Genomic DNA, 22,474 nt, shown 5'->3' on the forward strand with positions numbered 1-22,474 from the left:
GCGGCTAGAATAGTTGAATGAAATTTACACTAGCGATAGTGAGAAGTAGTTGGGACTATAGTTAATAAGGTAATAGTAAATCAAATACTGTGAGAGAGGCTTGTAAAAGGGCCTCTTTTTTTTGGGGTTAATGTGAGATTTTTGAATGATTTGCAGACTTTTTAAGTGAACTATGCTGTTTATTATTTGCTTTCTGACAGATACGACAGTGATTTAAAAAAGTTGATAACTTTTGTGTGTTAATATTCTCTTTTTCAGTGATTTGAATTGATAAAAGCTGTAAATTTGATATACGATATTTGATTTGTTATTCAAAGAAGTCTATCCGTGAAAAGAGGACAGATTTGCGAGATCGTTTATACTTGTATAGTTAGAGGGTAATAGTAAATCAAACATTGTAAGGAGGTCTGTAAAAAGACCTCTTTTTTTGTTTCTATTTCTGACATAATTATTGGCAGCACTGATTAGGTTTTTATTTTTTATAAAAGAATTCGTAATTTTAACGTAATCGAATCAATATGAAAGTCTACGTTAAAAATATGGTCTGTCACCGTTGCGTATTGGCAGTACAAACAATTCTCGACAACCTTAATCTGAATTACAAAAGCGTCACTTTAGGCGAAATTGAATTTCAGGATTCTTTAGGCAGTGATAATAAGGAGAAATTATCACAAGAACTTCAGGCGATTGGTTTTGAACTCATTGATGATAAAAAAAATCAGTTAATAGAACGGATCAAGAGTGCCATAATTACACATATCCATCATGATAAAGAACTTATCAAAATAAATTTATCCGATTTTCTGGCTTCGGAATTGGGTTATGAATACAATTATCTGAGCAATTTATTTTCGGAAGTGGAAGGAACCACCATCGAGAAATATGTCATCCTCCAAAAAATTGAAAAAGTAAAAGAACTCATCGTTTATGACGAACTTTCGTTAAAAGAAATAGCTAGTTTATTAGGCTACAGCAGTGTGGCTTATCTCAGCAATCAGTTTAAAAAAGTAACCGGATTAACACCTTCTCATTTCAAAATTATCGGGCAGCAAAAACGGGTTCCGCTTGATCATCTGTAAAAGTTACAATTCGTTATAAGAATCCTGTAATACTTTATCTTATTATCCGACGGAACTTTGTATCATCAAATAATAAGAATTATGGAAACGAATAATAAAATAACGATAATTCCACTTGAGGATGTTCACAGTGAACATTGCGCCCTAATTGTTGATGATGCTTTGGCTAACACCCAAGGTGTTTTGTCTCATAAAGTGGAACTCAACAATCATCAGGCAAAAATTGAAACTGATCCCAAGGTTTTCAAATTGGGACAACTCGTTCAGAACATCAGGGATTTAGGTTACAACGTTACAACGGTCAAAAAAAGTTTTCCGATCGAAGGAATGACGTGTGCATCATGTGCCGTAAGTGTGGAGAGCATCCTTTCTTTTGAAGAAGGTGTTATCGCTTCATCAGTTAATTATGCCAATGCAACGGCTACGGTGGAATATGTTCCGGGAATAGCGAAATTGGAGAATTTCAAAAAAGCTATTCAAAGCATTGGTTACGATTTGATTATTGCAGAATCGGAAAATCAGGTAGAAGAAATTGAAGAACGTCAAAACGAGCAATTCCTGATCCTAAAAAAGCGAACCATTGCAGCAGCCTTATTTACACTACCGGTTTTTGTTATCGGAATGTTTTTCATGCACTGGCCTTTCGCTAATATGGTTATGTGGGCATTGTCCACTCCGGTTTTGTTTTGGTTCGGAAAAAGTTTCTTCATTAATGCTTGGAAACAAGCCAAACACCGCAAAGCCAATATGGATACCCTGGTAGCTTTAAGTACGGGTATCGCTTATATCTTCAGTGTGTTTAATACGTTGAACCCGGAATTCTGGTACAGTCGTGGTTTGGATGCCCATGTATATTTTGAAGCCGCGACGGTAGTCATCACATTTATTCTTTTAGGAAAAGTACTAGAAGAAAGAGCCAAAGGGAATACCGCTTCGGCCATAAAAAAATTAATGGGACTGCAACCTAAAACCGTTACGCGATTAGCAGAAGACGGTCAGCAGAAAGAAGTGAAAATCAGTGATGTTGTTCCGGGGGATTTGCTTTTGGCAAAACCGGGAGAGAAAATTGCTGTAGACGGAAAAGTAGTGTCAGGAACTTCATTTGTAGATGAAAGCATGATTTCCGGAGAGCCGATTTCGGTTGCCAAAAATACAGGCGATGCTGTTTTTGCCGGAACCATAAATCAGAAGGGAAGTTTTCAGTATAAGGCTGAAAAAATTGGTTCGGAAACGCTTTTGGCCCAAATTATTCAGATGGTACAAAATGCACAGGGAAGCAAAGCCCCGGTTCAAAAACTGGTCGATAAAATTGCCGGAATTTTTGTTCCTATTGTTCTTCTGATTTCTGTCGCAGCATTACTTTCCTGGGTTGTCTTAGGTGGCGAAAACGGTTTTACACAAGGACTTTTGGCGATGGTTACCGTCCTGGTAATTGCCTGTCCGTGTGCCTTAGGATTAGCTACTCCAACAGCAATTATGGTTGGAGTAGGGAAAGGTGCTGAAAAAGGAATCCTGATTAAAGACGCGGAAAGCCTTGAACTCGCGCAAAAGATTGATACCATCATTTTTGACAAAACCGGTACGCTTACCGAAGGCAAACCGTCTGTTGTGGCTGCTTTATGGAAAGAAGAGAATCATAATTTGCACGACATTTTATTTTCGATCGAATCCAAATCAGAACATCCATTAGCTGAGGCTGTTGCAAAATATTATTCGGGGATGCATTCCAAATCAGTAACTGAATTCGAGAGTATTACTGGGTTTGGTGTGAAAGCGATAGTCGAGAATCAAACCTATTATGTCGGAAACCAGCGTTTGGCAACAGAAAACAATATTCCGATTGATAGCAATTTTTCGGAATTTATTAAGGAACATTCCGCTTTGGCTCACACGCTGTTGTATTTTTTCAGTGAAGACCAACACCTGGCTGTCATAGCCGTTGCCGATAAAATTAAACCAACTTCCGCCACAGCGATAAAGCAACTTCAAAATCAGGGAATTGAAGTGATTATGCTTACGGGTGATAATGACAAAACTGCAGAATCCGTTGCCAAAACAATCGGTTTAAACCGATACAAAGCCAATGTGTTGCCCGAAGATAAGCTTTCGTTCATAAAAAGTTTACAGGAGGAAGGAAAAGTGGTTGCCATGGTGGGAGACGGTATCAATGACAGTGCTGCTTTGGCTCAGGCCAATGTGAGTATTGCCATGGGTAAAGGCTCGGATATTGCTATGGACGTAGCTCATATGACTATTATTTCTTCGGATTTGTTGAAAGTGCCGGAAGCGATCAAGCTTTCCCGACAAACCGTTGTTACCATTAAACAAAACCTGTTTTGGGCCTTCATTTACAATGTGATCGGGATCCCGATTGCGGCAGGGCTTTTATATCCGATTAACGGGTTTTTGCTTAATCCGATGATTGCGGGTGCTGCCATGGCTTTAAGTTCCGTAAGTGTGGTAAGTAACAGCCTTCGGTTGAAGTTGAGAAAATAACTGTAAATGTTGTAAATCCGGAGTGAAATTGTATAATAATTTGTACAATTCAATATCTGAAATTTGTAGTATAAATAATCACTAAATTAGATGTTATGAAATCGCCAATAAAAACAAGTTTGCGCAAGCAAACACCGATGAATAAAAAGCGATACCATATGTGACCTCTAAAAAAATATAATTTACGCATATGAAAACGAAACAATTCAAAACCAATATTAACTGCTCCGGATGTGTGGCCAAAGTGTCTCCGATTCTAAATCCGTTGCTGGGTGAAGACCACTGGGAAGTGGATACCACAAATAAAGACAAAATTTTGACCGTCAACATTGACAATCTGGATGAAGAAATGCTTGTGGAACAAGTTACGAACGCTGGATTTAAAATCGAATCATTAACTCAAAATCAATAAAATATGAAAACTTTATTTATTATCCTGATGAGTTGGGCTGGAATTATGACAACCCAGGCGCAAAGCAAAGAGTGGGATCAACTGCTAAAAGATTATCTGGCAGTGGAAGATGCCTTGGTTGCCTCAAATGTTGGCAATGCCAAAGACGCTTTAATACAAATGCAAAAAGATGTTCTGGAATTACAGCCTGTAACAACAGGGAAGACATCACAACAAAAAGAACTGAAATTTCTGGCAGCCTATCTGGATATATATGTGAAATCAGATTCTCTGGAGGAAATAAGAACCGGATTCGGGAAAATCTCAGGTTCCATGATTGCATTGGCGGAGCAAAAAGTATTTGCCGGCAAGGAGTTATATGTTTTGAATTGCCCGATGAAAAAAGTTAATTGGCTCAGCGCTTCCAATACAGTTAAGAATCCGTATTATGGGAAAGCGATGTTAACATGTGGCAGTGTAAAAAAAACGATTAATTAAGGAGTATTATTATGAAAAGGCTATTTATTTTGTTGTTCCTATCATCGGTCTCTTTTGTAGCAATCGGACAAAAAGTAAAACGTTACGATCTGCATGTAAAGGATACGCTGGTGAATTACACGGGGAAAACAAAACCGGGAATAGCTATTAATGGTCAGATTCCTGCGCCTATCTTAGAATTTACCGAAGGGGATATTGCCGAAATCCATGTTCATAATCATATGCATCATGAAACGTCTTTGCATTGGCACGGACTTATTTTGCCCAACGAAATGGATGGGGTCCCTTATTTGACCACTGCTCCAGTCAAGCCTCATTCTGAAGCGGTGTATCGTTTTCCGATAGTTCAAAACGGAACGTACTGGTATCATTCGCATACCATGTTGCAGGAGCAGAGTGGTATGTATGGTGCTTTCATCATCCATAAAAAAGAGCCTTCTCGGGTAAGAGAGAAAGTCGTTTTGTTGAGTGATTGGAGCGATGAAAATCCGCATCAAATTGAGCGCTCATTGCATCAGGCAACCGATTGGTATGCCATAAAAAAAAATGCAACGCAAAATTATTTCCAGGCGATTAAAGAAGGCCATTTTTCTACCAAATTGGAAAACGAATGGAAACGCATGATGGCCATGGATGTGAGCGACGTTTATTATGAAAAGTTCCTTGTCAATGGTAATCTCTCTGAATCAGTTTCCGATCTAAAACCAGGAGAGGAAATACGGCTTCGGGTCATAAACGGAAGTGCTTCAACCTATTTTTGGCTACAGTTTTCGGGCGGAAAAATGAAAGTGGTTGCCAGTGACGGTGCCGATGTTGTGCCTGTTGCCGTTGACCGATTGATTGTAGGTGTTTCCGAATCGTATGATATTATAGTTACTATCCCTGAAAAAGGGAGTTATGAATTTTCAGCCACTTCGGAAGACCGAACAGGATCGGTGTCGCTTTGGTTAGGGGAAGGTTCCCAAAAGGCAATGAAACCGATGGAACGCTTAAAGTATTTTGAAGGGATGAAAATGATGAATGAAATGATGACTGTCAGCGGAAAAATGAACGACATGGGTATGAACATGAGTCTGCAGCAAATGGATATGAACGCTGTAATGTATCCTGAGATTACTGGAAGTTATTCGGAAGAAAAGAATAAAAAAGTTGAAGAAAATCATCATAATCACGCCGAAACTCCTGAGGAAGATAAGGTGACTCTAAATTACAATATGCTGCAATCGGTTAGCAAATCGAAGCTGCCGGATGTTCCTTTTCGGGAATTCACATTTGAATTAACAGGGAATATGAATCGATATGTCTGGACAATGGACAATAAAACGATATCCGAAACCGATAAGATCCTGATAAAGAAAGGTGAAAATGTTCGTATCATTCTGAAAAACAATTCGATGATGCGCCATCCGATGCACCTTCACGGTCACTTCTTCCGTATCGTCAATGAGCACGGCGATTATTCTCCATTGAAAAATGTTATGGATATCATGCCGATGGAAACCAACGTGATTGAGTTTCACGCTTCGGAAAATTACGGTGACTGGTATTTTCACTGTCATATTCTGTATCATATGATGTCGGGCATGGGGAAGATTTTCAGCTATGAAAATTCGCCTGTAAATCCAGAATTAGGCGACCCAAAAAAAGCGTTGCGTAAAGTCTACGCGGACGACCGTCGTTTTTATCTGGGAGCAGAAATCGGTTTAGAAAGCAATAGCAGTGATGGAGAAATTAGGTATTCAAATACCAGATGGATGCTGCAAACGGAATGGCATGTTGGTTTTAAAAAAGAATACGGTTATGAAAATGAACTTCGTTTTGGAAGGCTTTTAGGTAAAAACCAATTTTGGATGCCTTATGTAGGTTGGGATTTTCGATATCGCCCAGGAGGTGGACACGAAACAAATTTATTTAATCAGGCGAGTACCAAAGATCAGCGAAGTGTTTTTTCAATGGGAGTGCAGTACACCATGCCTTGGTTTATTGTAGCCGATGCCCGAATTGATTCTGACGCAAAAATTAGATTTGGTTTTTCCCGGGATGATATTCCTGTGACGGAAAGATTGCGTTTGCGCGGGATGTGGAACACGGATAAAGAATGGACTGTGGGCGCAAAATATATTATGACAAAATATTGGTCCTTGTCAACGCATTACGATAGCGATATGAATTGGGGTGCCGGAATTACGTTTCAGTATTAAGAAGAACCGAAATAGTTTTAGCAGAAAATTACATTTGGTTTTTATTTAATTTGGGTAGGGTTACCGTAAAGGTAGTGCCGATATTTTTTTCTGAATGTACTGCAATGTTTCCGTTAAGGCATTCAGCGGCTTCTTTTGCAATGTAAAGTCCTAGCCCGGATCCCATTTTTTCATTGGTGACAAAAAACATGTCAAAAATTTTATCCTGATTTTCCCGATTGATCCCTATGCCGTTGTCTTCAATTTCAATAACATAAAATGGATTACGGTCATACGTTTTGATTGCAATCTGTTTGTTATCTTTATTTTCATCGGAATATTTGATAGCATTTGAGAGAAGATTATTCAGGATGATTCTCACTCTTAAGCTATCTGTGATTATATTATCGGCTGAAATGTCTTTTGTAAAGATAATGGAATGCGCTTTATTCATGTACTGATGCTGGCCGATAATCTCGTCAATCAATTTGTCCAGACTGACCAATTCTATACATTGTTGTTTTCGCTTGTTTCTGGAATAATCAATAATGTCACTTATAAATTGATCTTGCTGCGTAAGACTTTCATGCATTAAATTTAAGTAGTCTTTTATCTTGCGAATGTCTTCTTCCTCCTGCGCGATTTCAATTAATCCTTTTACAGAGTTGATTGGAGATCGTAAATCATGAGAAGCACTATATACAAAACGATATAATTCTTTATTGGCGACCGTTAAATCATTATTTTGTTCTTCGGTTTCTTTTTTGGAACGGATAAGATTTTTTAAAGTTGACCTATAATACAAAACGATTGGGCAGATTACCAATAGGAGGAAAATGACGTTGCCCCAAATGAAGTAGTTTTTATTGTTTAAGTTGACTTCATTTGGGGCAACGACTTGATTTTTTCCTGTTTCAGATGGTGTGGCCATCAAAAGATGTGTATTTGAAACCAATCTTTTTCGAAAGCCCGAACCTAAATGGGATGTGTTTACTATTTGTTTTGGCCTCTTTGTAAAATTTGATTCCGATGAAACGATTGCCAGTTCTTTAGAGCTTCTTTTTAATGAACTATGACTGGAATGTATAAAAGAGGAACATGTTAAAAAAAGTGTCACTAAAACGAATACCCCTAGAGGCTGTCTTGAATTCTCTAAAAAGGTCTGCTTATTCATACGGATTCCTATTTAGTTAACATGTTAAATGCGTAACTAAAGTAATATATTTTTTCGTAAGAATAAAAAACAAAGTAGGAATTTTACTTCTTCATATGAAAAGAGTAGTAAATACAGAGATTGTTATAATTTTTTTATGAATTCAAATTATACATTAACCAATGTATTGATGTCGAATTTTTTCATTTTCAAAAAGGCTTCTACAACTTTTTGTGATTTATCGGGATTGCTCATCAATTCTTTTAAAATCTCCGGGATGATCTGCCACCAAACCCCATATTTGTCTTTCAGCCATCCGCACATACTTTCTTCTCCGCCTTCCGTTAGTTTTTCCCAGAAATAATCAATTTCTCCCTGATCTTCGCATTCCACAACAAAAGAAATAGTTTCATTGAATCCAAATCCTTTTGCCAAACCACTGTCCATTGTCATGAAAACATTATTGTTCAGTTTGAATTGTGCATGTTTAATGGTTCCGGTTACATCATGGTCGTCTTCGGCATAACGTAAAATCCCAACTACGTCAGAGTTTTTAAATACCGATGTGTAGAAATTGATGGCTTCTTCCGATTTACCATGCACGTTTTCAGTAAACATTAGCGTTGGAGTGAATTTCTGGCCAACATCTGCTAATTTACCAAAAGACAATTGCCAGTTAACGCCGAATTTATCCTGAACCCAACCGTATTTTTCGCTCCATTCGTATTTGTCCAATGCCATAAGTATAGAACCTCCATCAATCAGAATGTTCCATGCTTTCATAAGTTCTTCCTCCGTTTCGCATACCACAAAAAATGAGATGGAAGGATTCATATTAAATTGCGGATTTCCGTTAAGGCACATGAATTTTTGCCCGGCAGATTCAAACATGACCACGATTGGATTTTCGTCAGTAATCTTTGTGTCTTTGAAAACGTTACAGTAAAAATCGGCAGCTTCTTTGGCATTTCCTTCAAACCAAAGACAAGGATATATTGGATTTTTCATGCTTTTAGAATTTATTGTTTCGGGAATTTGCTCATATCCATAAAGAAAACTTCCCAGCAGTGACCGTCAAGATCTTCAAAACTGCGCTGTTGCATAAAACCGTAATCTTTGGCATCAGAATATTCTACTGCTCCGGCTTGTACTGCCTTGTCAGCCATTTCATTCATTTTGGTAACGCTTTCAAGGGATAGTGAATTAATGACTGCACAGGTTTTGGAAGTGTCTGCAATTTCCTTTACGATAAAGTTTTTAAACTTGTCATGGGTCAGCAGCATTACAAAAATTTCTTCGCTGAAAACCATACAGGCTGCAGTCTCGTCTGTAAACTGCGGATTGTTGGTGAATCCGATTTGAGTGTAAAAGGCCATTGCTTTTGCAAGGTCTTTTACGGGAAGGTTGATAAAAATTTGTGATTTCATAATTTATCTTGATTAGTTGGATTCCGTATATTTTTTGAAATTGTCGAGAATTGCCTGCCAGCCGCTTTGCTGCATTTCTAAAGAATTGACTTCTTCCGGTTCAAAGGTTTCGGTGACCGTTGTCAAATTTTCATTGGCTTCAAATGAAATACGTACTTTCCGTCCGTCACTGATGGCATACTCGATCAGTTCATTGATTTTGATGTTGCTGTAAATACCACGAAAGTCAAAACCAAAAGTGCCATCTTTGGCTTCCATTCTGTATATAAATTTTCCTTTTGGCCTCAAATCATTAGTCGCCTGAGGAGTGTGCCAATCGTCGGAAGCATTGTTCCATTGGGTAATGTGTTCAGGTCGTGTCCAGAATTTCCACACTTTATCGACAGGAGCGTTTACGCTTGTTGTGACTGTAATTGTTATTCTTTCGTTTGTTGCCATTGCTTCTTATTTTCGTCAGATGAAGGTTGAAATGAATAGTCATAAAATTACGACACTTTAACCAAGCGATAAAACATAAAATGTATTTTTGCAAAAAAAAATCAATGCATCAACACTTTTTGCTTCATAAGCCCCATGGCTATTTAAGTCAGTTTATTTATGAGAAGAAGCGCGCTAAGAAAAAGCTGGGAGAGTTGTTTGATTTTCCTGAAGGAACAATGGCCATCGGTCGCTTGGATGAAGATTCCGAAGGCTTGCTGTTGCTAACTACAGACGGAATGATGAGTGAACTCGTAAGGAGTAAAACCGTCGAAAAAGAATATTTTGCACAAGTAGATGGCATAGTAACTGAAGAAGCAATAATGCGATTAAAAAGCGGTGTCGAAATCGGTTTTAAAGGCATCCGCTATGTGACCAAAGAATGTGAAGCGAGAATCATTACCGATTTACCGGATTGTATAGGCGAGGGCAGACGAATCCGTGATGAGCGGCACGGACCAACCAGTTGGCTTTCAATCACATTGACCGAAGGTAAATTTCGTCAGGTACGTAAGATGACGGCGGCAGTTGGATTACCAACGCTGCGGTTGATTCGCGTGCGTGTGGGAACAATTGATTTACATGGATTAAAAGCAGGGGAAGTTTTAGAAGTTTCCGACTTTCAACTATCCAAATAACCAAAAGAAAATATGTTAAATGTAGTTTTAGTGGAACCGGAAATCCCTAACAATACCGGGAATATTGGCCGTTTATGTGTGGGGACCGGATGCAGGCTGCATCTGATTCATCCCTTTGGATTTGAGATCACAGACAAAAACCTAAAGCGTTCCGGTTTGGATTACTGGGTACATCTGGATTGGTGTCAGTATCAGAATGTAGCCGAATGGAAAGCTCAGATTCCTGACTTGTCACGCGTTTTTCTGATGAGTTCCCATGCCGAAAAATCGTATCTTGAAACTGAATTTCAGGATGGCGACTGGCTGGTTTTCGGGAAAGAAAGTGTAGGGTTAAGCCAAGAGGTGCTAAGTCAATTTGAAAACCATCTTACAATCCCGATGTCGGATAAAATCAGAAGCTATAATATCGCCAATTCCGTTGCTTTTGTAGTAGGGGAAGCTAAAAGGCAGATTAGCCTGAAAAGATAATAGTATGGAAAGACGAAATTCTTTAATCGATATTCTGAAGTTAGGATTGTCTTTTCTGATTGTGGCATTGCATGTTTTTCCGGTTTCGGGACTAAAGGGGATCCCCGGATTGATTTCTTATGAAATAGCAAATGGGATTACCCGGATTGGGGTGCCGACGTTCTTTATTATTTCAGGCTATTTTCTTCGGAACAAAATAAATGATAAAGCCTATCTGATTAAATATGCAAAACGGATACTGATTCTCTTTTTGGTCTGGCAGCTTATTTATCTCCTCAGTCTGATTCAACCTTACAAATTGGGACAGCTTTCAACCTTTGACCTTATTTTATACCTTATTCACGGTTATTGGCATTTATGGTATCTTCAGGCAACATTCTGCGCCGTTTTCATGCTGTATTTCCTGAGAATGCAATCGGAATCCAAAAAAATTATAATAGCCCTGTTGTTATTTTTTGGCGGATATGTTTATCAATTGGCTTATAAAACCAATCTGCTGAATGATGTTCCGGCTTTGAAATTTTTATATGAAGTGATAGGTACATCGCGCAATTTTATTTTTATGGGGTATCCTTTTTTAGTCTTGGGTACGTTATATGAGTATTGGCGCAAAGCTGCCACTAAAATAAGCTTTCTGTTTGTGCCTTTTTTGCTGCTTTTGTTTTCGGAAGTGTATCTGTATTATACGCTTAAAATTGGGGCTTTGGATTTTAATATAGCGATATTGCCTTTAAGTTTATTACTATTCTCAATAGTGGTCGAAAAGCAGAGTTCTCTAAATTGGAATATTAACTCAACCATTTCTCTGGGAATTTATTTGTGTCATCCCTATGCAATCCGATTAGTTTACAAATTATTGCCCCAAAGAACTTTCGAATACATAGTGTTGAAATACTTCATGATTTGTCTTCTGGCAATTATTTTTTGGTATGTCGTGGAAAAAATTAACCGAAGGTTTTCTTACTTCTTTTAGTTTATTTTTTAAATTTGATTCTAATCAAAAAACTTTAAAAAAATATGGCAGCAGTTAATCCGTACATTACCTTTAACGGTACATGCGAAGAAGCATTTAATTTTTACAAATCAATTTTCGGAGGCGATTTTCCTTATTCGGGGAAATATAAAGATATGCCTTCTGAGTACCCGATAGCAGAATCAGAAAAAGATAAAATCATGCACATTTCATTGCCTATCGGGAATACCGTTTTGATGGGGAGTGATGCAGCTGCTGGTTTTGGTGATAATTTTAAAGAAGGTAACAATATTACCATTTCTATTAACACCGACAGTGAAGATGAAGCTACAAGAATTTTTAACGGACTTTCTGCCGGCGGAAAAGTGGGCATGCCATTAAACAAAACATTTTGGGGTGCTTATTTCGGAATGTTCACCGATAAATTCGGAATTAACTGGATGGTTAACTACGATTACGAGCAAAAATAATCTTCGGAATCATAAAAAATAGAAAGGCCCTTTATTGGGCCTTTTTTATTTGAAAATTTCGTCAAAGAAAACGCATTATCTTGTTTTAGTGACTATCACTTTTTTCAGTATTTTCCTTATTTTTGTTTGGCGGTTTAAAATCTTTTCTAATTTCTAAGTGTCTGATTTCACCACCAGTTGTTCCTGTTTGTTTTGCAAAGAATAGCACAATAATTGAAAAAACCATCGTAGCTATTGAAAGAATGTTTGAAAAGCTTTTTTGTTTGTAATTAGCCCAAATACCAAGTAATGAAAAAACTCCTAAGGCATAAGAAAGCATAGCGAAAGTTTTTGCTGCTTGTATATGAGTTTTGATAAATTTTTTTTCTACGCCCTGCAAGTGTTCTACGACTTCTTTTGCACCTCCGCCTGTTTTAAATGTAGGAAAGGTAGTAATAGCTCCTAAGATAAAAATGAAATAGGCTGTTTGTTTTACAGCTTCAGAGCGAAAAATAAAACCACCTAACATTACCAAGAGCCCTATTATAGGAATAATAATTGGCAGATGATTCAGTACCAAGTGTAAATGTGCATCATTCATAGTATAGTAATTTAAAATTTAAAAAATTTAACTTAGCATAGGTATACTTAGTAAGGAACCATATTATATGTTTAACGCTCTAATTCAGATACTCATAGGTGTGATAATTTGAGTGTTTTCTACCAGAGTGGAGTTGTATGCAGTTCGTTTTCTTTGCAGGTACAATCAGTGCGATAATGAGAAGTCGTTTTCAATTGGTGTTTTTGTTTTTCTGTTTTTTAGGAAATAAAATGCGAACATATAGAACCAGTATTGTCGGTTATGTTTTCAAAGACCCTATTTTTTTACTTATTATTGAAACAATTCACCAAAAAAATCCAGCATGGCTTTCCAGGAGCGTTTGTCGGCTTTTTCATTGTAAGCAACACCTTTACTCTTGTCGTTTCCTGCATCTTTCTGGGTAAATGCGTGAACTGCATCGGCATAATACACCATTTGCCAATCCGCTTTCGAGGTACGCATTTCGTCCTGAAACGCTTTAATTTCGGTTTCCGAAACATAAAAATCATCGGCACCGTGCAACACAAGGACTTTCGGTTTGATGGGTTCAATTGACCTTGCGGCGTCACGGCCTAAACCACCATGAAAGGAAACCACTCCTTTTACATTCATATTGGCTCTTGCCGCCTCCAAAGCCCCTGAACCTCCGAAGCAATAACCAATTACCGCAATGTCATTTGGATTTGCGCCTGATTTGATTAATTGTTCCAAAGCCAAATGAATACGTTTCTGGTACTCTTTGTAATTGGTTTTGAAATGACCGGCTTTTTTTCCGGCTTCCTGTGCATTGGCAGGTTTGTTGCCTACACCATAAATATCAGCTACAAAAGTATAATACCCTAATTTTGATAATGCTTCGGCGCTTTCTTTCGAATGAGCGTCGATTCCCATCCAGGCTGGTAAAATTAAAACGCCTGCTTTTTTTGGGTTGCTTTTTTTCGGACTACCGGAAAAACCTTCTAATTTTTGATTGCCATCAGCATAAGAAACAGCTTTCAGTTGTCCCTGGACCAGTACTGTCGAAGAAATTGTCAGTACCAAAACAAGTAGAGTTTTTGTTTTCATACATCATGAATTTTGATGTATAAAGTTACAAAAACCTTAAGGTATTTTTAGTTTATTGGATGATGAATTTACCTCTTTCTGCGTCAAAAAAGATATTCTCGTCTTTAAAGATAGTGTTAAAGGTTCCGTCCGAAATTAAATTGCAGGGCTCGTTCTGAACCACTTTTTCGGGCGTCATAACAATCATTTCATCGCTCAGCTGAATGGCCAGATCAACATCGTGTGTTGAAAATAAAATGCATTTTTCAGTTTCGTGGGTGAGTTTCTTTAGTAATTTGAAAAGCGATACTTTGTGAACCAAATCCAGATGGGTAGTTGGTTCATCGAGAATAATAAGGTTGGTGTCTTGCGCCAATGCCCGTGCGACCAGTACTTTCTGCAATTGACCGTCGCTGATCTCGTAATGTTTTTTACTGGAAAGATGACTGATTTGCGTTAGCTCCATGGCTTCGTGTACCTTACGTATATCTTCTTCGGTTAAGGTTCCAATCCAATTGGTATATGGTTGACGCCCCAAAGCAACTAATTCGAAAACAGTCAGATTGCTTGGAGGCAATTTTTCAGTTAATACAACGCTGAGGTTTTGTGCCAGTTCAAGCGGCTCGTAATCCGTTACCTTTTTACCGCTTAGATAAACATTGCCCGCCAGAGGTTTTTGGATTCCGGTAATAGTTCTTAATAAAGTTGACTTTCCGATCCCGTTCGCCCCGATTAAAGTGGTCAGCTTACTTGTGCTTAATTTCAGATTCAGGTTTTTGGCAATGACAGTTTCCCCTGCTTTAGACTTGTAGCCGGTAGTGAGATTGTCGGTATGTAGTATCGTTTTTATCATCAGATGGTATTGCCGTTAGTTCATCATCTTTCTTTTTTTAACTAATAGCCAGATCACGACAGGAGCACCAATCAGGGAAGTAATGGCGTTGATAGGTAAAGTAACTTCCATGCCAGGCATTTGTGAAGCGACATCGCAAATCAGCATTATTGCTGCTCCCAGAAGCAGCGTACACCAGAATAAAACAAAATGGTTGCTGGTCTGAAACAGTAATTTTGCAATATGAGGGACAGCCAGGCCAATAAAGGCAATCGGGCCTGCAAAGGCTGTAATGCTTCCTGTTAAGATACTGGTAGCAAATAAGATTACCAATCGGGTTCTTTTGAAATTTAAACCTAAACTTCGGGCATAATTTTCACCTAATAGCAAGGCGTTTAAAGGTTTTACACTGAAAAGCCCCAGTAAAAGCCCAATCATTACCGAAACGAATAACATACCGATGGAAGACCAGGACAAATTACCCAGATTTCCAAGCGACCAGAAAGTAAACTTCTGAAGCTGCTCTGCTGAACTGAAATACGTCAATATGTTTACAAACGAATTGGTAAAGCTGCTAAACATCAGTCCCATGATTAATATCGCCATAGTGTCGCGCAAACGCTGTGAGACTAATAGCACAGCTATTAAAACAACAAAACTTCCAAATGTCGAAGCGAAAACCAAACCATAAGATGAAAGTAAAACGGTGCTCAAAAAAGACGGCATAAAACTCGCGCCCAATATTGTAAAAGCTACACTCAAACTTGCACCTGAACTTAATCCTAAGACATCTGGGCCGGCAAGAGGGTTTCGAAATAGTGTCTGCATTAACAATCCGCCAATGGAAAGTCCCATGCCAACAAGAACTGCAGTGATGGCTTTTGGTAGACGATAATTGATAATGATATATTCCCAAGTTGATTTTGTTGCCTGACCTCCAGTCAAACTGCTGAAAACTTCTTTGAAAGGAATGGTTACGGAACCAAAACTGATGTTAATCAGAAACAGTACAATCAATCCTAAACCAAGGAGAATAAATAAAATCGTATTTCGTTTTTTGTTCGCCAACTTAATTCAGCTTTTGTGCAAAGGTAAAGGTATAATCGGGAAGTAATTCCGGATGGAAGATCTTTACGAAATCTTTCAAAACTAAATCCGGACGACTAGGCGCCAATTCGTAATAAACCGTTCCTCCGGTAGCGCCCAATTTTGCCTCGAAAGTATAAACGTTTTTCTTTTTGAAAGCATCAAACTGATTGTAATGCGGATTGCTTTCTTCTATTTCTGCTAAGGTCTTAAAAGAACCTGTGGCAATCCAACAGCCTGCGTTTTTGGCTTTGTCCAGAATGTTTTCAAAAGACAATCCTAAACTTCCGGTTCCTTCAACATCTTTCCAAAGATAATCGGCTTTGGCGTCCTGTAAAAACTGAGCTACCCAGCTGTTTCCTTTGGCAACATACCATTGGTCCTGATACATTGATCCGTAAAGAACCGTGGTTTCAGCTTTAGAATTTTTTACGGATTCCAAGGCTTGGTTGTAATCATTTACGATGCTGTTGAATAATTTTTCGGCTTCTTTTTGTTTTCCGAATAAGGCGGCATATAATTTTATCCATTCTGCTTTTCCAAGTGGTGACTGCTCCATCCAATCGCCCTGGATCATCACTTTCAATCCGCTTTTTTCCAGATTCTGCAGCATCGGATTATTATTGTCTACTCCGAAGGTTACAATCAGTTCGGGAGCCAAGTCGATAAGCTGCTCCATGTTAAGTTTTTCATTCTGTCCTACATTTTTTACCAAGCCTTTATCAATTAAGGCACGTGTTTTTTCAGATGAAATATAATCTGTATGCGGAAATCCAACCAGTTTTTTTTCAACACCCAGCATTTCTAAAAAAGGGACATTGGTTGTTGAGGTAACAACGATTGACTGTAATGGCACCTGAATTGAAATGTGATTTTGTAAGCTGTCGGGAACTACGGCGTTTTTTTCTTTCAGGACATAAGTGAAGTCTTTGTTCGCATCAGGCCACGGATTGGTCACTTTTACTACGGAATAACCATCGTAGTCGTAAATCGCTAATCCGCTGGCATATTTGATTGTGTTTTCGGTAGTTACGTTTTTTTCTGTTGCTGTTTTTTCATTTTTCTTGCATCCTACGAAGGTCAGAAGAAAGAAAACAAACATCATTTTATAAAAATAAATCTTCATTATGTTGTATTTCGATGCCCGCAAAGGTATAAGAATTTGCAAAAAAATCCTGCTTATTTTTGACTCATCAGAAAGGAACAAATAATATCTTTACCCCATGAATACCATAAAAGTAAAAAAATGCTCCAGTTGTGGAACCGCTTTTAATTGTGGAGACACACCGGAAGGAAACAAATGCTGGTGCAATGATTTTCCGCCAATTTTCGCTCCAACGGATGTAGTCGATTGTCTTTGCCCTGTTTGTTTTAAGAATGCCTGCGCCGTAAAAATTGAAGACTACGTTACGACAGTTTCACCGGATTCTGCATTGGATAATCGAGCTAAAGATCTTCCGAAAACCACAAGCCTGATTGAAGGAATCGATTATTATGTTGAGAACGGCAATTATGTTTTCAAAGCCTGGTTTCATTTAAAAAGAGGACATTGTTGCCAAAATGGATGCCGACATTGTCCGTATGGTTTTGAAAAGGAGGGATAGGAGTGAAGTCGCGGAAATCTCTTATATTTACTATAAAAAATAGTAAATTATGATGACAAATTTGCCAATCTACATTTCTGTTGTTTTTGTGCTGACAACTTTAGCAACACTGCTACTTTTTTATCACGTAATTAAGAATTCGAATAATGAGAGCATCAGAAGAAAAGCAAACGCCATAGCTTTCGGGATGATTGTCTGGCTTGCTTTGACGGCTGTTTTGGCTCTTAACGATGTTTACAATTCCAATCTGGATTCATTTCCTCCGAAAATTGCGATGTTTGGGGTTTGGCCTGCAATCCTGACGATAGTTCTTTTGTTCGCGACTGCAAAAGGCCGAAAGTTTATCGATTCGTTACCGTTACTGAACATCATTTACTTGAACACCATAAGGATTCCGGTGGAGCTCGTTTTGTATTGGTTGTTCCTGAATAAAACTGTTCCCGAATTAATGACTTTTGCAGGCCGTAATTTTGATATCTTTGCGGGGCTTTCAGCTCCTTTTGTTGCTTATTTTGGATTCGGAAAAGCACGATTGAGTAGAAAAATTATTTTAATGTGGAATTTTATTTGTCTCGGACTTTTAATCAATATTGTCGTAAATGCAGTATTATCATTACCAATACCAATACAGCAATTTGCGTTCGATCAACCGAATGTGGCACTCTTGGATTTTCCGTTTATCTGGCTGCCCGTTTTTATTGTTCCGATTGTTTTGTTCGGACATTTGGTATCCATCAGACAACTTTTGAGAAAAGAATAGAGTGACAGAATAGAAAATAGAAGTAATACTAATAGATGATTTATTTAATAACAGGAGGGGAACGCTCCGGGAAGAGTTCCTATGCCGAAAATCTGGCAAAAGAATTATCAGCTAGCCCCATGTATGTGGCCACAGCCCGGAAATGGGACGATGATTTCCAAAAACGCATCGACCGCCATCAGCAAGATCGTGATGAGAGATGGATTAATATAGAAAACGAAAAGCACTTGGGCGAAATCGATTTCTCCGGAAAAGTGGCTGTGGTCGATTGCGTAACGCTTTGGCTGACCAATTTTTTTGTTGATACCAAAAATGATGTGCAGGCAAGTCTTGAACAGGCTAAGGCAGAGTTCGATAAAATTGCAAATCAATTGGATGCCACTATCATAATTATTACCAATGAAATAGGAATGGGCGTGCACGCGGATACTCATATCGGCAGGAAATTCACAGAGTTACAGGGCTGGATGAACCAATATCTGGCAAAAAATGCAGATGAGGTTGTGCTGATGGTTTCCGGAATTCCGGTGAAAATAAAAGGGCAGTAATGAATTTTGTAAGTTCCTGGAGCGGTGGAAAAGATAGTTGTTATGCCATGATGAAAGCGGTTGATGTCGGTTTTGTCCCGAAGGTGTTGCTGAATATGATGAACGAAAACGGTAAAATTTCCCGCTCCCACGGATTGCCTTTGGCGATTCTAAAGCAACAGGCACATAAAATGCAATTGCCACTTGAGGCGGTTCCGGCGACTTGGGGCGATTACGAAGAAAAATTTATCGGTATACTCCACTATTTGAAAAATTCCTTTGATTTGGAGGCAGCCGTTTTTGGCGATATTGATTTACAATCGCATAAAGACTGGGAAGACAAAGTTTGTGAAGCTGCGTCGTTGAAAGCAGTTTTGCCCCTTTGGCAGCAAGACCGGATCATGTTGGTAAATGAAATGATAACAAGTGGTATTGAAACCATGATTGTGTCGTGTAATATACAAATGGGAGAAGGCTATTTGGGTAAAATACTAACCAAGGAACTGGCTGCTGAATTGGAAGAAAAAGGAATTGATCCTTGTGGTGAAAATGGCGAATTTCATACTTTAGTCGTTAATTGTCCGTTATTTTCGGAGGCTATTGTACTGCCTAAATACGCTACTACGACTCATAACGACTACTGCTTTGTGGTTTGGGAAGCATAATTTATAAAGATTACTTTAAGATGACAGATTTATACGAAATTCTACAATCGCGCCGGGACACACGCCATTTTACAAATGATTCTGTTCCCAATGAAGTCATTGAAAAAGCATTACAGGCAGGACATTGGGCACCTTCCGTTGGCCTGACCGATGCTACGAAATATTATTTGATTACTTCAGATGAAATTAAAAAAGCCGTTAAGGACTTATTTCTGGAATACGATAAAAAAGCGGCCAATCAGACCGATAACTCCAATCAGAAAGAACAATACAAAAACCTGAAACTAGAAGCCATTGAAGAGGCTCCTCTAGGTTTGGTTATCTGTTATGACCGTTCGGTTCTGAATAATTTTACCATCGGAACTGTCGGAAGCAATGAAGCAATAAAATTCAGCGCCGTTTGTGCGGCCCAAAATATATGGTTGTCACTTACGGAACAAGGGTATTCGATGGGCTGGGTTTCGATTCTGAATTACTATCAGTTTAAGAAATTATTGGGTTTCCCCGAACATATTGAGCCGCTGGGCTATTTCTGTATCGGAAAACCCGCGACGAATTACAACAACCAGCCGATGCTACAACAGTTGCAATGGAAACAGAAATCGGAAAAACCTTTTGTGGAAGAAATTTCAGAGTTTCATAAAACCGATTCGTACAATAATTTGCCGGCGGAAAATGCACTCGAAAATGTTTCTGCAGAATTTGAAGTTACATTGCAGCATAAAATCGACCATAAGACCAAACCAACAGGCGCTTTGGGAATTCTGGAAGTTTTGGCAAAGCAAATCGGAACTGTTTTCAAAACACTGGAACCTAAAATCCTTCAGCCAAATATCGTGGTTTTTGCCGCCGATCATGGAATTGCAAATCACGGAGTAAGTGCCTATCCTCAGGATGTGACAAGACAAATGGTTGCTAATTTCCTTGAAGGAGGAGCCGCGATTAATGTGTTTTGCAGACAGCATAATATTCAGTTGTCCGTGGTGGATTCGGGAGTGAATTACGATTTTGCTCCGATCTCCAATTTAATAACCGCAAAAATAGACCGGGGAACAAAATCGTTTTTACAAGGTCCGGCCATGAGCAAAGAACAATTGGAACTTTGTTTTGAAAAAGGAAGCGAAATTGTTTCCGCCATCGCACAAAAAGGAAGCAATTGTATCGGTTTTGGGGAAATGGGTATTGGAAACACCTCTACTGCTTCAGTATTGATGAGTGTCATCACTGGAATTCCAATTGAAGACTGCGTTGGAAAAGGTACAGGTGTAAATGACGAAAAACTCCGATTTAAAAACGAGATTTTGCGAAAAGCAATTGACAGCTGTGACGGAAATGATTCTTTAGATGAAAAACTGGCTTATTTTGGAGGATTCGAAATTCTGCAGATGGCAGGAGGAATGCTTGAAGCATATAAAAATAACATGCTTGTTTTGGTGGATGGATTCATATGCAGCGTGGCTTTTTTGATTGCTTTCAAAAAGAACCCGTCGATTATCAAAAACGCTGTTTTCAGTCACCAATCGGCCGAACAAGCCCATATAAAACTATTGAATTATTTAGAAGTAAAAGCTATTTTGCAACTCGATCTGAGGTTAGGCGAAGGGACAGGTTGTGCCGTTGCGTTTCCAATCGTACAGTCGGCCGTGGCTTTTCTGAATGAAATGGCGAGTTTTGAAAGTGCCGGAGTGAGTAATAAGTAGGTAGTGTTCCGTGGGCAGAAATCAGAAGGCAGAGCAATCTTAATCATAATATTAATCCGTAGATGATTCGTGTTGCTTGCATCCGTATTGTCCACGTTCCAAATCAAATGAAAAAAGAGTTACATATATTTTTTACGGCGTTGATGTTTTACACCCGGATTCCGTGTCCGAAAGATATCAATCACGATCCTGATTATCTAAATAAAGCATCACGTTATTTTCCTTTGATTGGTTGGATTGTTGGAGCTGTGGCATTTTGTGCTTATTCCGTTTTTGATTATCTGATAGCTCCTGAAATCGCGGTGCTGTTTTCGATGATAGCTTCCATTTTGGTTACCGGAGCTTTTCATGAGGACGGTTTTGCCGATGTTTGCGATGGTTTTGGTGGCGGATGGACCAAAGAAAAAATCCTGATGATTATGAAAGACAGTGCCATTGGCGCTTATGGAGCGATTGGCGTTGTGTTGCTTTTGCTGACAAAATTCATTTCAACAGATTTACTCTTAAAAAATGCTGAAATGAGTAGCCTGAATCCTTATCTTGTTTTTTTATTACTATTTATCACAGCACACTCTATAAGCCGATTGGCGGCCGTTTCAATTGTTTTCACCCATCAGTATTCGCGTGAGGATGCTTCAAGTAAAAGCAAACCGATAGCCCAGAAATTCACTTGGAGGGAAGTGACTGGCGCATTCTTTTTCGGGTTATTACCGCTTCTTGTTTTGTCTTGTTTTCAATGGCAGTTGCTTTTTGCTTTGATTCCTGTTTTTATAACCCGATTTTTTTTGGTGCGTTATTTTCAGAAGTGGATTCACGGTTATACCGGAGATTGCTTGGGTGCAACGCAACAGGTTTGTGAAGTTGTTTTTTATCTTTCAACTATTGCAATATGGAAATTTATTTAGTCCGACATACAGAAACCGTCTGCAGAAAGGGGATTTGTTATGGCCAATCTGATGTTGGTTTGCTTGAACCTTTCGTTGATCAGTTTGAAAACATAAAAGAACAAATTCCGACAGATTCCGTGTTTTTTTCTAGTCCGCTGCAGCGCTGTACCATCCTGACGGATTATTTGGCGGATGGAAATTATCAAACCGATGTAAGGCTCATGGAAATGAGTTTTGGCGATTGGGAAATGAAAAAATGGGATGACATAAATCCAGAGGAACTCGATCCGTGGATGAAAGATTATGTGCATATTAAAGTTCCTAACGGTGAATCGTTTACCGAACTATACAATAGAGTAATTGATTTTGCGGAAACTGCTTTTCCATCAGATATGGCAAAACCGATTGTGGTGGTAACGCACGCCGGCGTAATACGGAGCTTTTTATGTAAAATCAATAATCTGCCATTAAAAGAAGCTTTTCAGAATAAAGTTGAATTCGGACAAGTGATTAAAATCGTAATGGAATAAAATGAAAAC

General features: G+C 38.6%; 25 protein-coding genes. 16 read left to right on the forward strand and 9 right to left on the reverse strand.

The features are described from left to right. The first annotated feature begins 518 nt into the window (after positions 1-518). The 5 genes from FEDK69T_RS08490 (at position 519) to FEDK69T_RS08510 (ending at position 6,665) form a co-directional block, all read left to right on the forward strand. The gene (locus tag FEDK69T_RS08490; protein ID WP_023573741.1) at positions 519-1,079 is read left to right on the forward strand and encodes a helix-turn-helix domain-containing protein; all 561 of its coding nucleotides are present in this window, start codon (positions 519-521) and stop codon (positions 1,077-1,079) included. A gap of 81 nt (positions 1,080-1,160) precedes the next feature. Further along, on the forward strand, positions 1,161-3,575 hold the full coding sequence (locus tag FEDK69T_RS08495) for a cation-translocating P-type ATPase (RefSeq protein WP_023573742.1): 2,415 nt from the start codon (positions 1,161-1,163) through the stop codon (positions 3,573-3,575). Between the two features lie 190 nt (positions 3,576-3,765). Continuing rightward, entirely contained in the window at positions 3,766-3,987 is a 222-nt protein-coding gene (locus FEDK69T_RS08500) for a heavy-metal-associated domain-containing protein (protein ID WP_023573743.1), read from the forward strand. Between the two features lie 3 nt (positions 3,988-3,990). After that, positions 3,991-4,464, forward strand: a complete 474-nt coding sequence (locus tag FEDK69T_RS15460) for a DUF3347 domain-containing protein (RefSeq protein WP_023573744.1) — start codon at positions 3,991-3,993, stop codon at positions 4,462-4,464. Positions 4,465-4,475: 11 nt separating this feature from the next. Next, positions 4,476-6,665, forward strand: coding sequence for a multicopper oxidase domain-containing protein (locus FEDK69T_RS08510; protein WP_023573745.1), 2,190 nt, complete (start codon positions 4,476-4,478; stop codon positions 6,663-6,665). Between the two features lie 28 nt (positions 6,666-6,693). On the opposite strand, the gene FEDK69T_RS08515 is transcribed toward FEDK69T_RS08510, so the two are convergent. From FEDK69T_RS08515 to FEDK69T_RS08530, 4 genes are all read right to left on the reverse strand, one after another. Continuing rightward, positions 6,694-7,818, reverse strand: a complete 1,125-nt coding sequence (locus FEDK69T_RS08515) for a sensor histidine kinase (protein WP_051385103.1) — start codon at positions 7,816-7,818, stop codon at positions 6,694-6,696. Positions 7,819-7,965: 147 nt separating this feature from the next. Next, a complete protein-coding gene (locus FEDK69T_RS08520) occupies positions 7,966-8,805 on the reverse strand; it encodes a VOC family protein (RefSeq protein WP_023573748.1) in 840 nt (279 codons plus the stop codon). Positions 8,806-8,816: 11 nt separating this feature from the next. Next, complete coding sequence (locus FEDK69T_RS08525) at positions 8,817-9,224, reverse strand: VOC family protein (protein ID WP_023573749.1); 408 nt, start codon at positions 9,222-9,224, stop codon at positions 8,817-8,819. Positions 9,225-9,236: 12 nt separating this feature from the next. After that, on the reverse strand, positions 9,237-9,662 hold the full coding sequence (locus FEDK69T_RS08530; protein ID WP_023573750.1) for an SRPBCC family protein: 426 nt from the start codon (positions 9,660-9,662) through the stop codon (positions 9,237-9,239). A 104-nt stretch (positions 9,663-9,766) separates the two neighbouring features. Here FEDK69T_RS08530 and FEDK69T_RS08535 point away from each other — a divergent pair, with 104 nt between their 5' ends. Genes FEDK69T_RS08535 through FEDK69T_RS08550 form a run of 4 tightly spaced genes read left to right on the forward strand, consistent with a single transcriptional unit; the run spans position 9,767 to position 12,250 of the window. Further along, positions 9,767-10,339 (forward strand): pseudouridine synthase, encoded by a 573-nt coding sequence (locus tag FEDK69T_RS08535; protein WP_023573751.1) that lies wholly within the window; start codon positions 9,767-9,769, stop codon positions 10,337-10,339. A 12-nt stretch (positions 10,340-10,351) separates the two neighbouring features. Beyond that, positions 10,352-10,807: a tRNA (cytidine(34)-2'-O)-methyltransferase gene (locus tag FEDK69T_RS08540; protein WP_023573752.1), complete on the forward strand. Its 456-nt coding sequence runs from the start codon at positions 10,352-10,354 to the stop codon at positions 10,805-10,807. A gap of 4 nt (positions 10,808-10,811) precedes the next feature. Further along, positions 10,812-11,780 carry an acyltransferase family protein gene (locus FEDK69T_RS08545; protein ID WP_023573753.1) on the forward strand — a complete coding sequence of 323 codons (969 nt, stop codon included), beginning with the start codon at positions 10,812-10,814 and terminating at the stop codon, positions 11,778-11,780. A gap of 44 nt (positions 11,781-11,824) precedes the next feature. Beyond that, on the forward strand, positions 11,825-12,250 hold the full coding sequence (locus FEDK69T_RS08550; protein ID WP_023573754.1) for a VOC family protein: 426 nt from the start codon (positions 11,825-11,827) through the stop codon (positions 12,248-12,250). 85 nt (positions 12,251-12,335) lie between these two features. Here the strand turns inward: FEDK69T_RS08550 and FEDK69T_RS08555 are convergent, their stop codons facing one another. The 5 genes from FEDK69T_RS08555 to FEDK69T_RS08575 form a co-directional block, all read right to left on the reverse strand. Further along, positions 12,336-12,830, reverse strand: coding sequence for a hypothetical protein (locus FEDK69T_RS08555; protein ID WP_023573755.1), 495 nt, complete (start codon positions 12,828-12,830; stop codon positions 12,336-12,338). 291 nt (positions 12,831-13,121) lie between these two features. Then, entirely contained in the window at positions 13,122-13,895 is a 774-nt protein-coding gene (locus tag FEDK69T_RS08560; RefSeq protein ID WP_023573756.1) for a dienelactone hydrolase family protein, read from the reverse strand. Positions 13,896-13,947: 52 nt separating this feature from the next. After that, positions 13,948-14,727, reverse strand: coding sequence for an ABC transporter ATP-binding protein (locus FEDK69T_RS08565; protein ID WP_023573757.1), 780 nt, complete (start codon positions 14,725-14,727; stop codon positions 13,948-13,950). A 15-nt stretch (positions 14,728-14,742) separates the two neighbouring features. Continuing rightward, positions 14,743-15,774, reverse strand: a complete 1,032-nt coding sequence (locus tag FEDK69T_RS08570) for a FecCD family ABC transporter permease (RefSeq protein WP_023573758.1) — start codon at positions 15,772-15,774, stop codon at positions 14,743-14,745. A gap of 1 nt (position 15,775) precedes the next feature. Continuing rightward, a complete protein-coding gene (locus FEDK69T_RS08575) occupies positions 15,776-16,918 on the reverse strand; it encodes an ABC transporter substrate-binding protein (RefSeq protein ID WP_023573759.1) in 1,143 nt (380 codons plus the stop codon). A 97-nt stretch (positions 16,919-17,015) separates the two neighbouring features. On the opposite strand from FEDK69T_RS08575, the gene FEDK69T_RS08580 reads away from it, so the two are divergent. The 7 genes from FEDK69T_RS08580 to cobC all read left to right on the forward strand — a co-directional run bounded on the left by FEDK69T_RS08580 (position 17,016) and on the right by cobC (position 22,465). After that, positions 17,016-17,396: a DUF5522 domain-containing protein gene (locus FEDK69T_RS08580; protein WP_023573760.1), complete on the forward strand. Its 381-nt coding sequence runs from the start codon at positions 17,016-17,018 to the stop codon at positions 17,394-17,396. A gap of 49 nt (positions 17,397-17,445) precedes the next feature. Next, complete coding sequence (locus FEDK69T_RS08585) at positions 17,446-18,156, forward strand: hypothetical protein (RefSeq protein WP_023573761.1); 711 nt, start codon at positions 17,446-17,448, stop codon at positions 18,154-18,156. A gap of 35 nt (positions 18,157-18,191) precedes the next feature. After that, complete coding sequence (gene cobU, locus FEDK69T_RS08590; protein ID WP_023573762.1) at positions 18,192-18,704, forward strand: bifunctional adenosylcobinamide kinase/adenosylcobinamide-phosphate guanylyltransferase; 513 nt, start codon at positions 18,192-18,194, stop codon at positions 18,702-18,704. After that, on the forward strand, positions 18,704-19,348 hold the full coding sequence (locus FEDK69T_RS08595; protein ID WP_035630763.1) for a Dph6-related ATP pyrophosphatase: 645 nt from the start codon (positions 18,704-18,706) through the stop codon (positions 19,346-19,348). Before cobU ends, FEDK69T_RS08595 begins: the two co-directional genes overlap by 1 nt. Positions 19,349-19,368: 20 nt before the next feature. Further along, a complete protein-coding gene (gene cobT / locus FEDK69T_RS15690) occupies positions 19,369-21,048 on the forward strand; it encodes a nicotinate-nucleotide--dimethylbenzimidazole phosphoribosyltransferase (RefSeq protein WP_023573764.1) in 1,680 nt (559 codons plus the stop codon). Positions 21,049-21,155: 107 nt separating this feature from the next. Beyond that, positions 21,156-21,953, forward strand: coding sequence for an adenosylcobinamide-GDP ribazoletransferase (locus FEDK69T_RS08605; protein ID WP_023573765.1), 798 nt, complete (start codon positions 21,156-21,158; stop codon positions 21,951-21,953). Next, positions 21,938-22,465, forward strand: coding sequence for an alpha-ribazole phosphatase (gene cobC, locus FEDK69T_RS08610; protein ID WP_035630764.1), 528 nt, complete (start codon positions 21,938-21,940; stop codon positions 22,463-22,465). Before FEDK69T_RS08605 ends, cobC begins: the two co-directional genes overlap by 16 nt. The last annotated feature ends 9 nt before the right edge of the window (positions 22,466-22,474 follow it).

It is taken from the genome of Flavobacterium enshiense DK69 (assembly GCF_000498495.1).
Classification (GTDB): Bacteria; Bacteroidota; Bacteroidia; order Flavobacteriales; family Flavobacteriaceae; genus Flavobacterium; species Flavobacterium enshiense.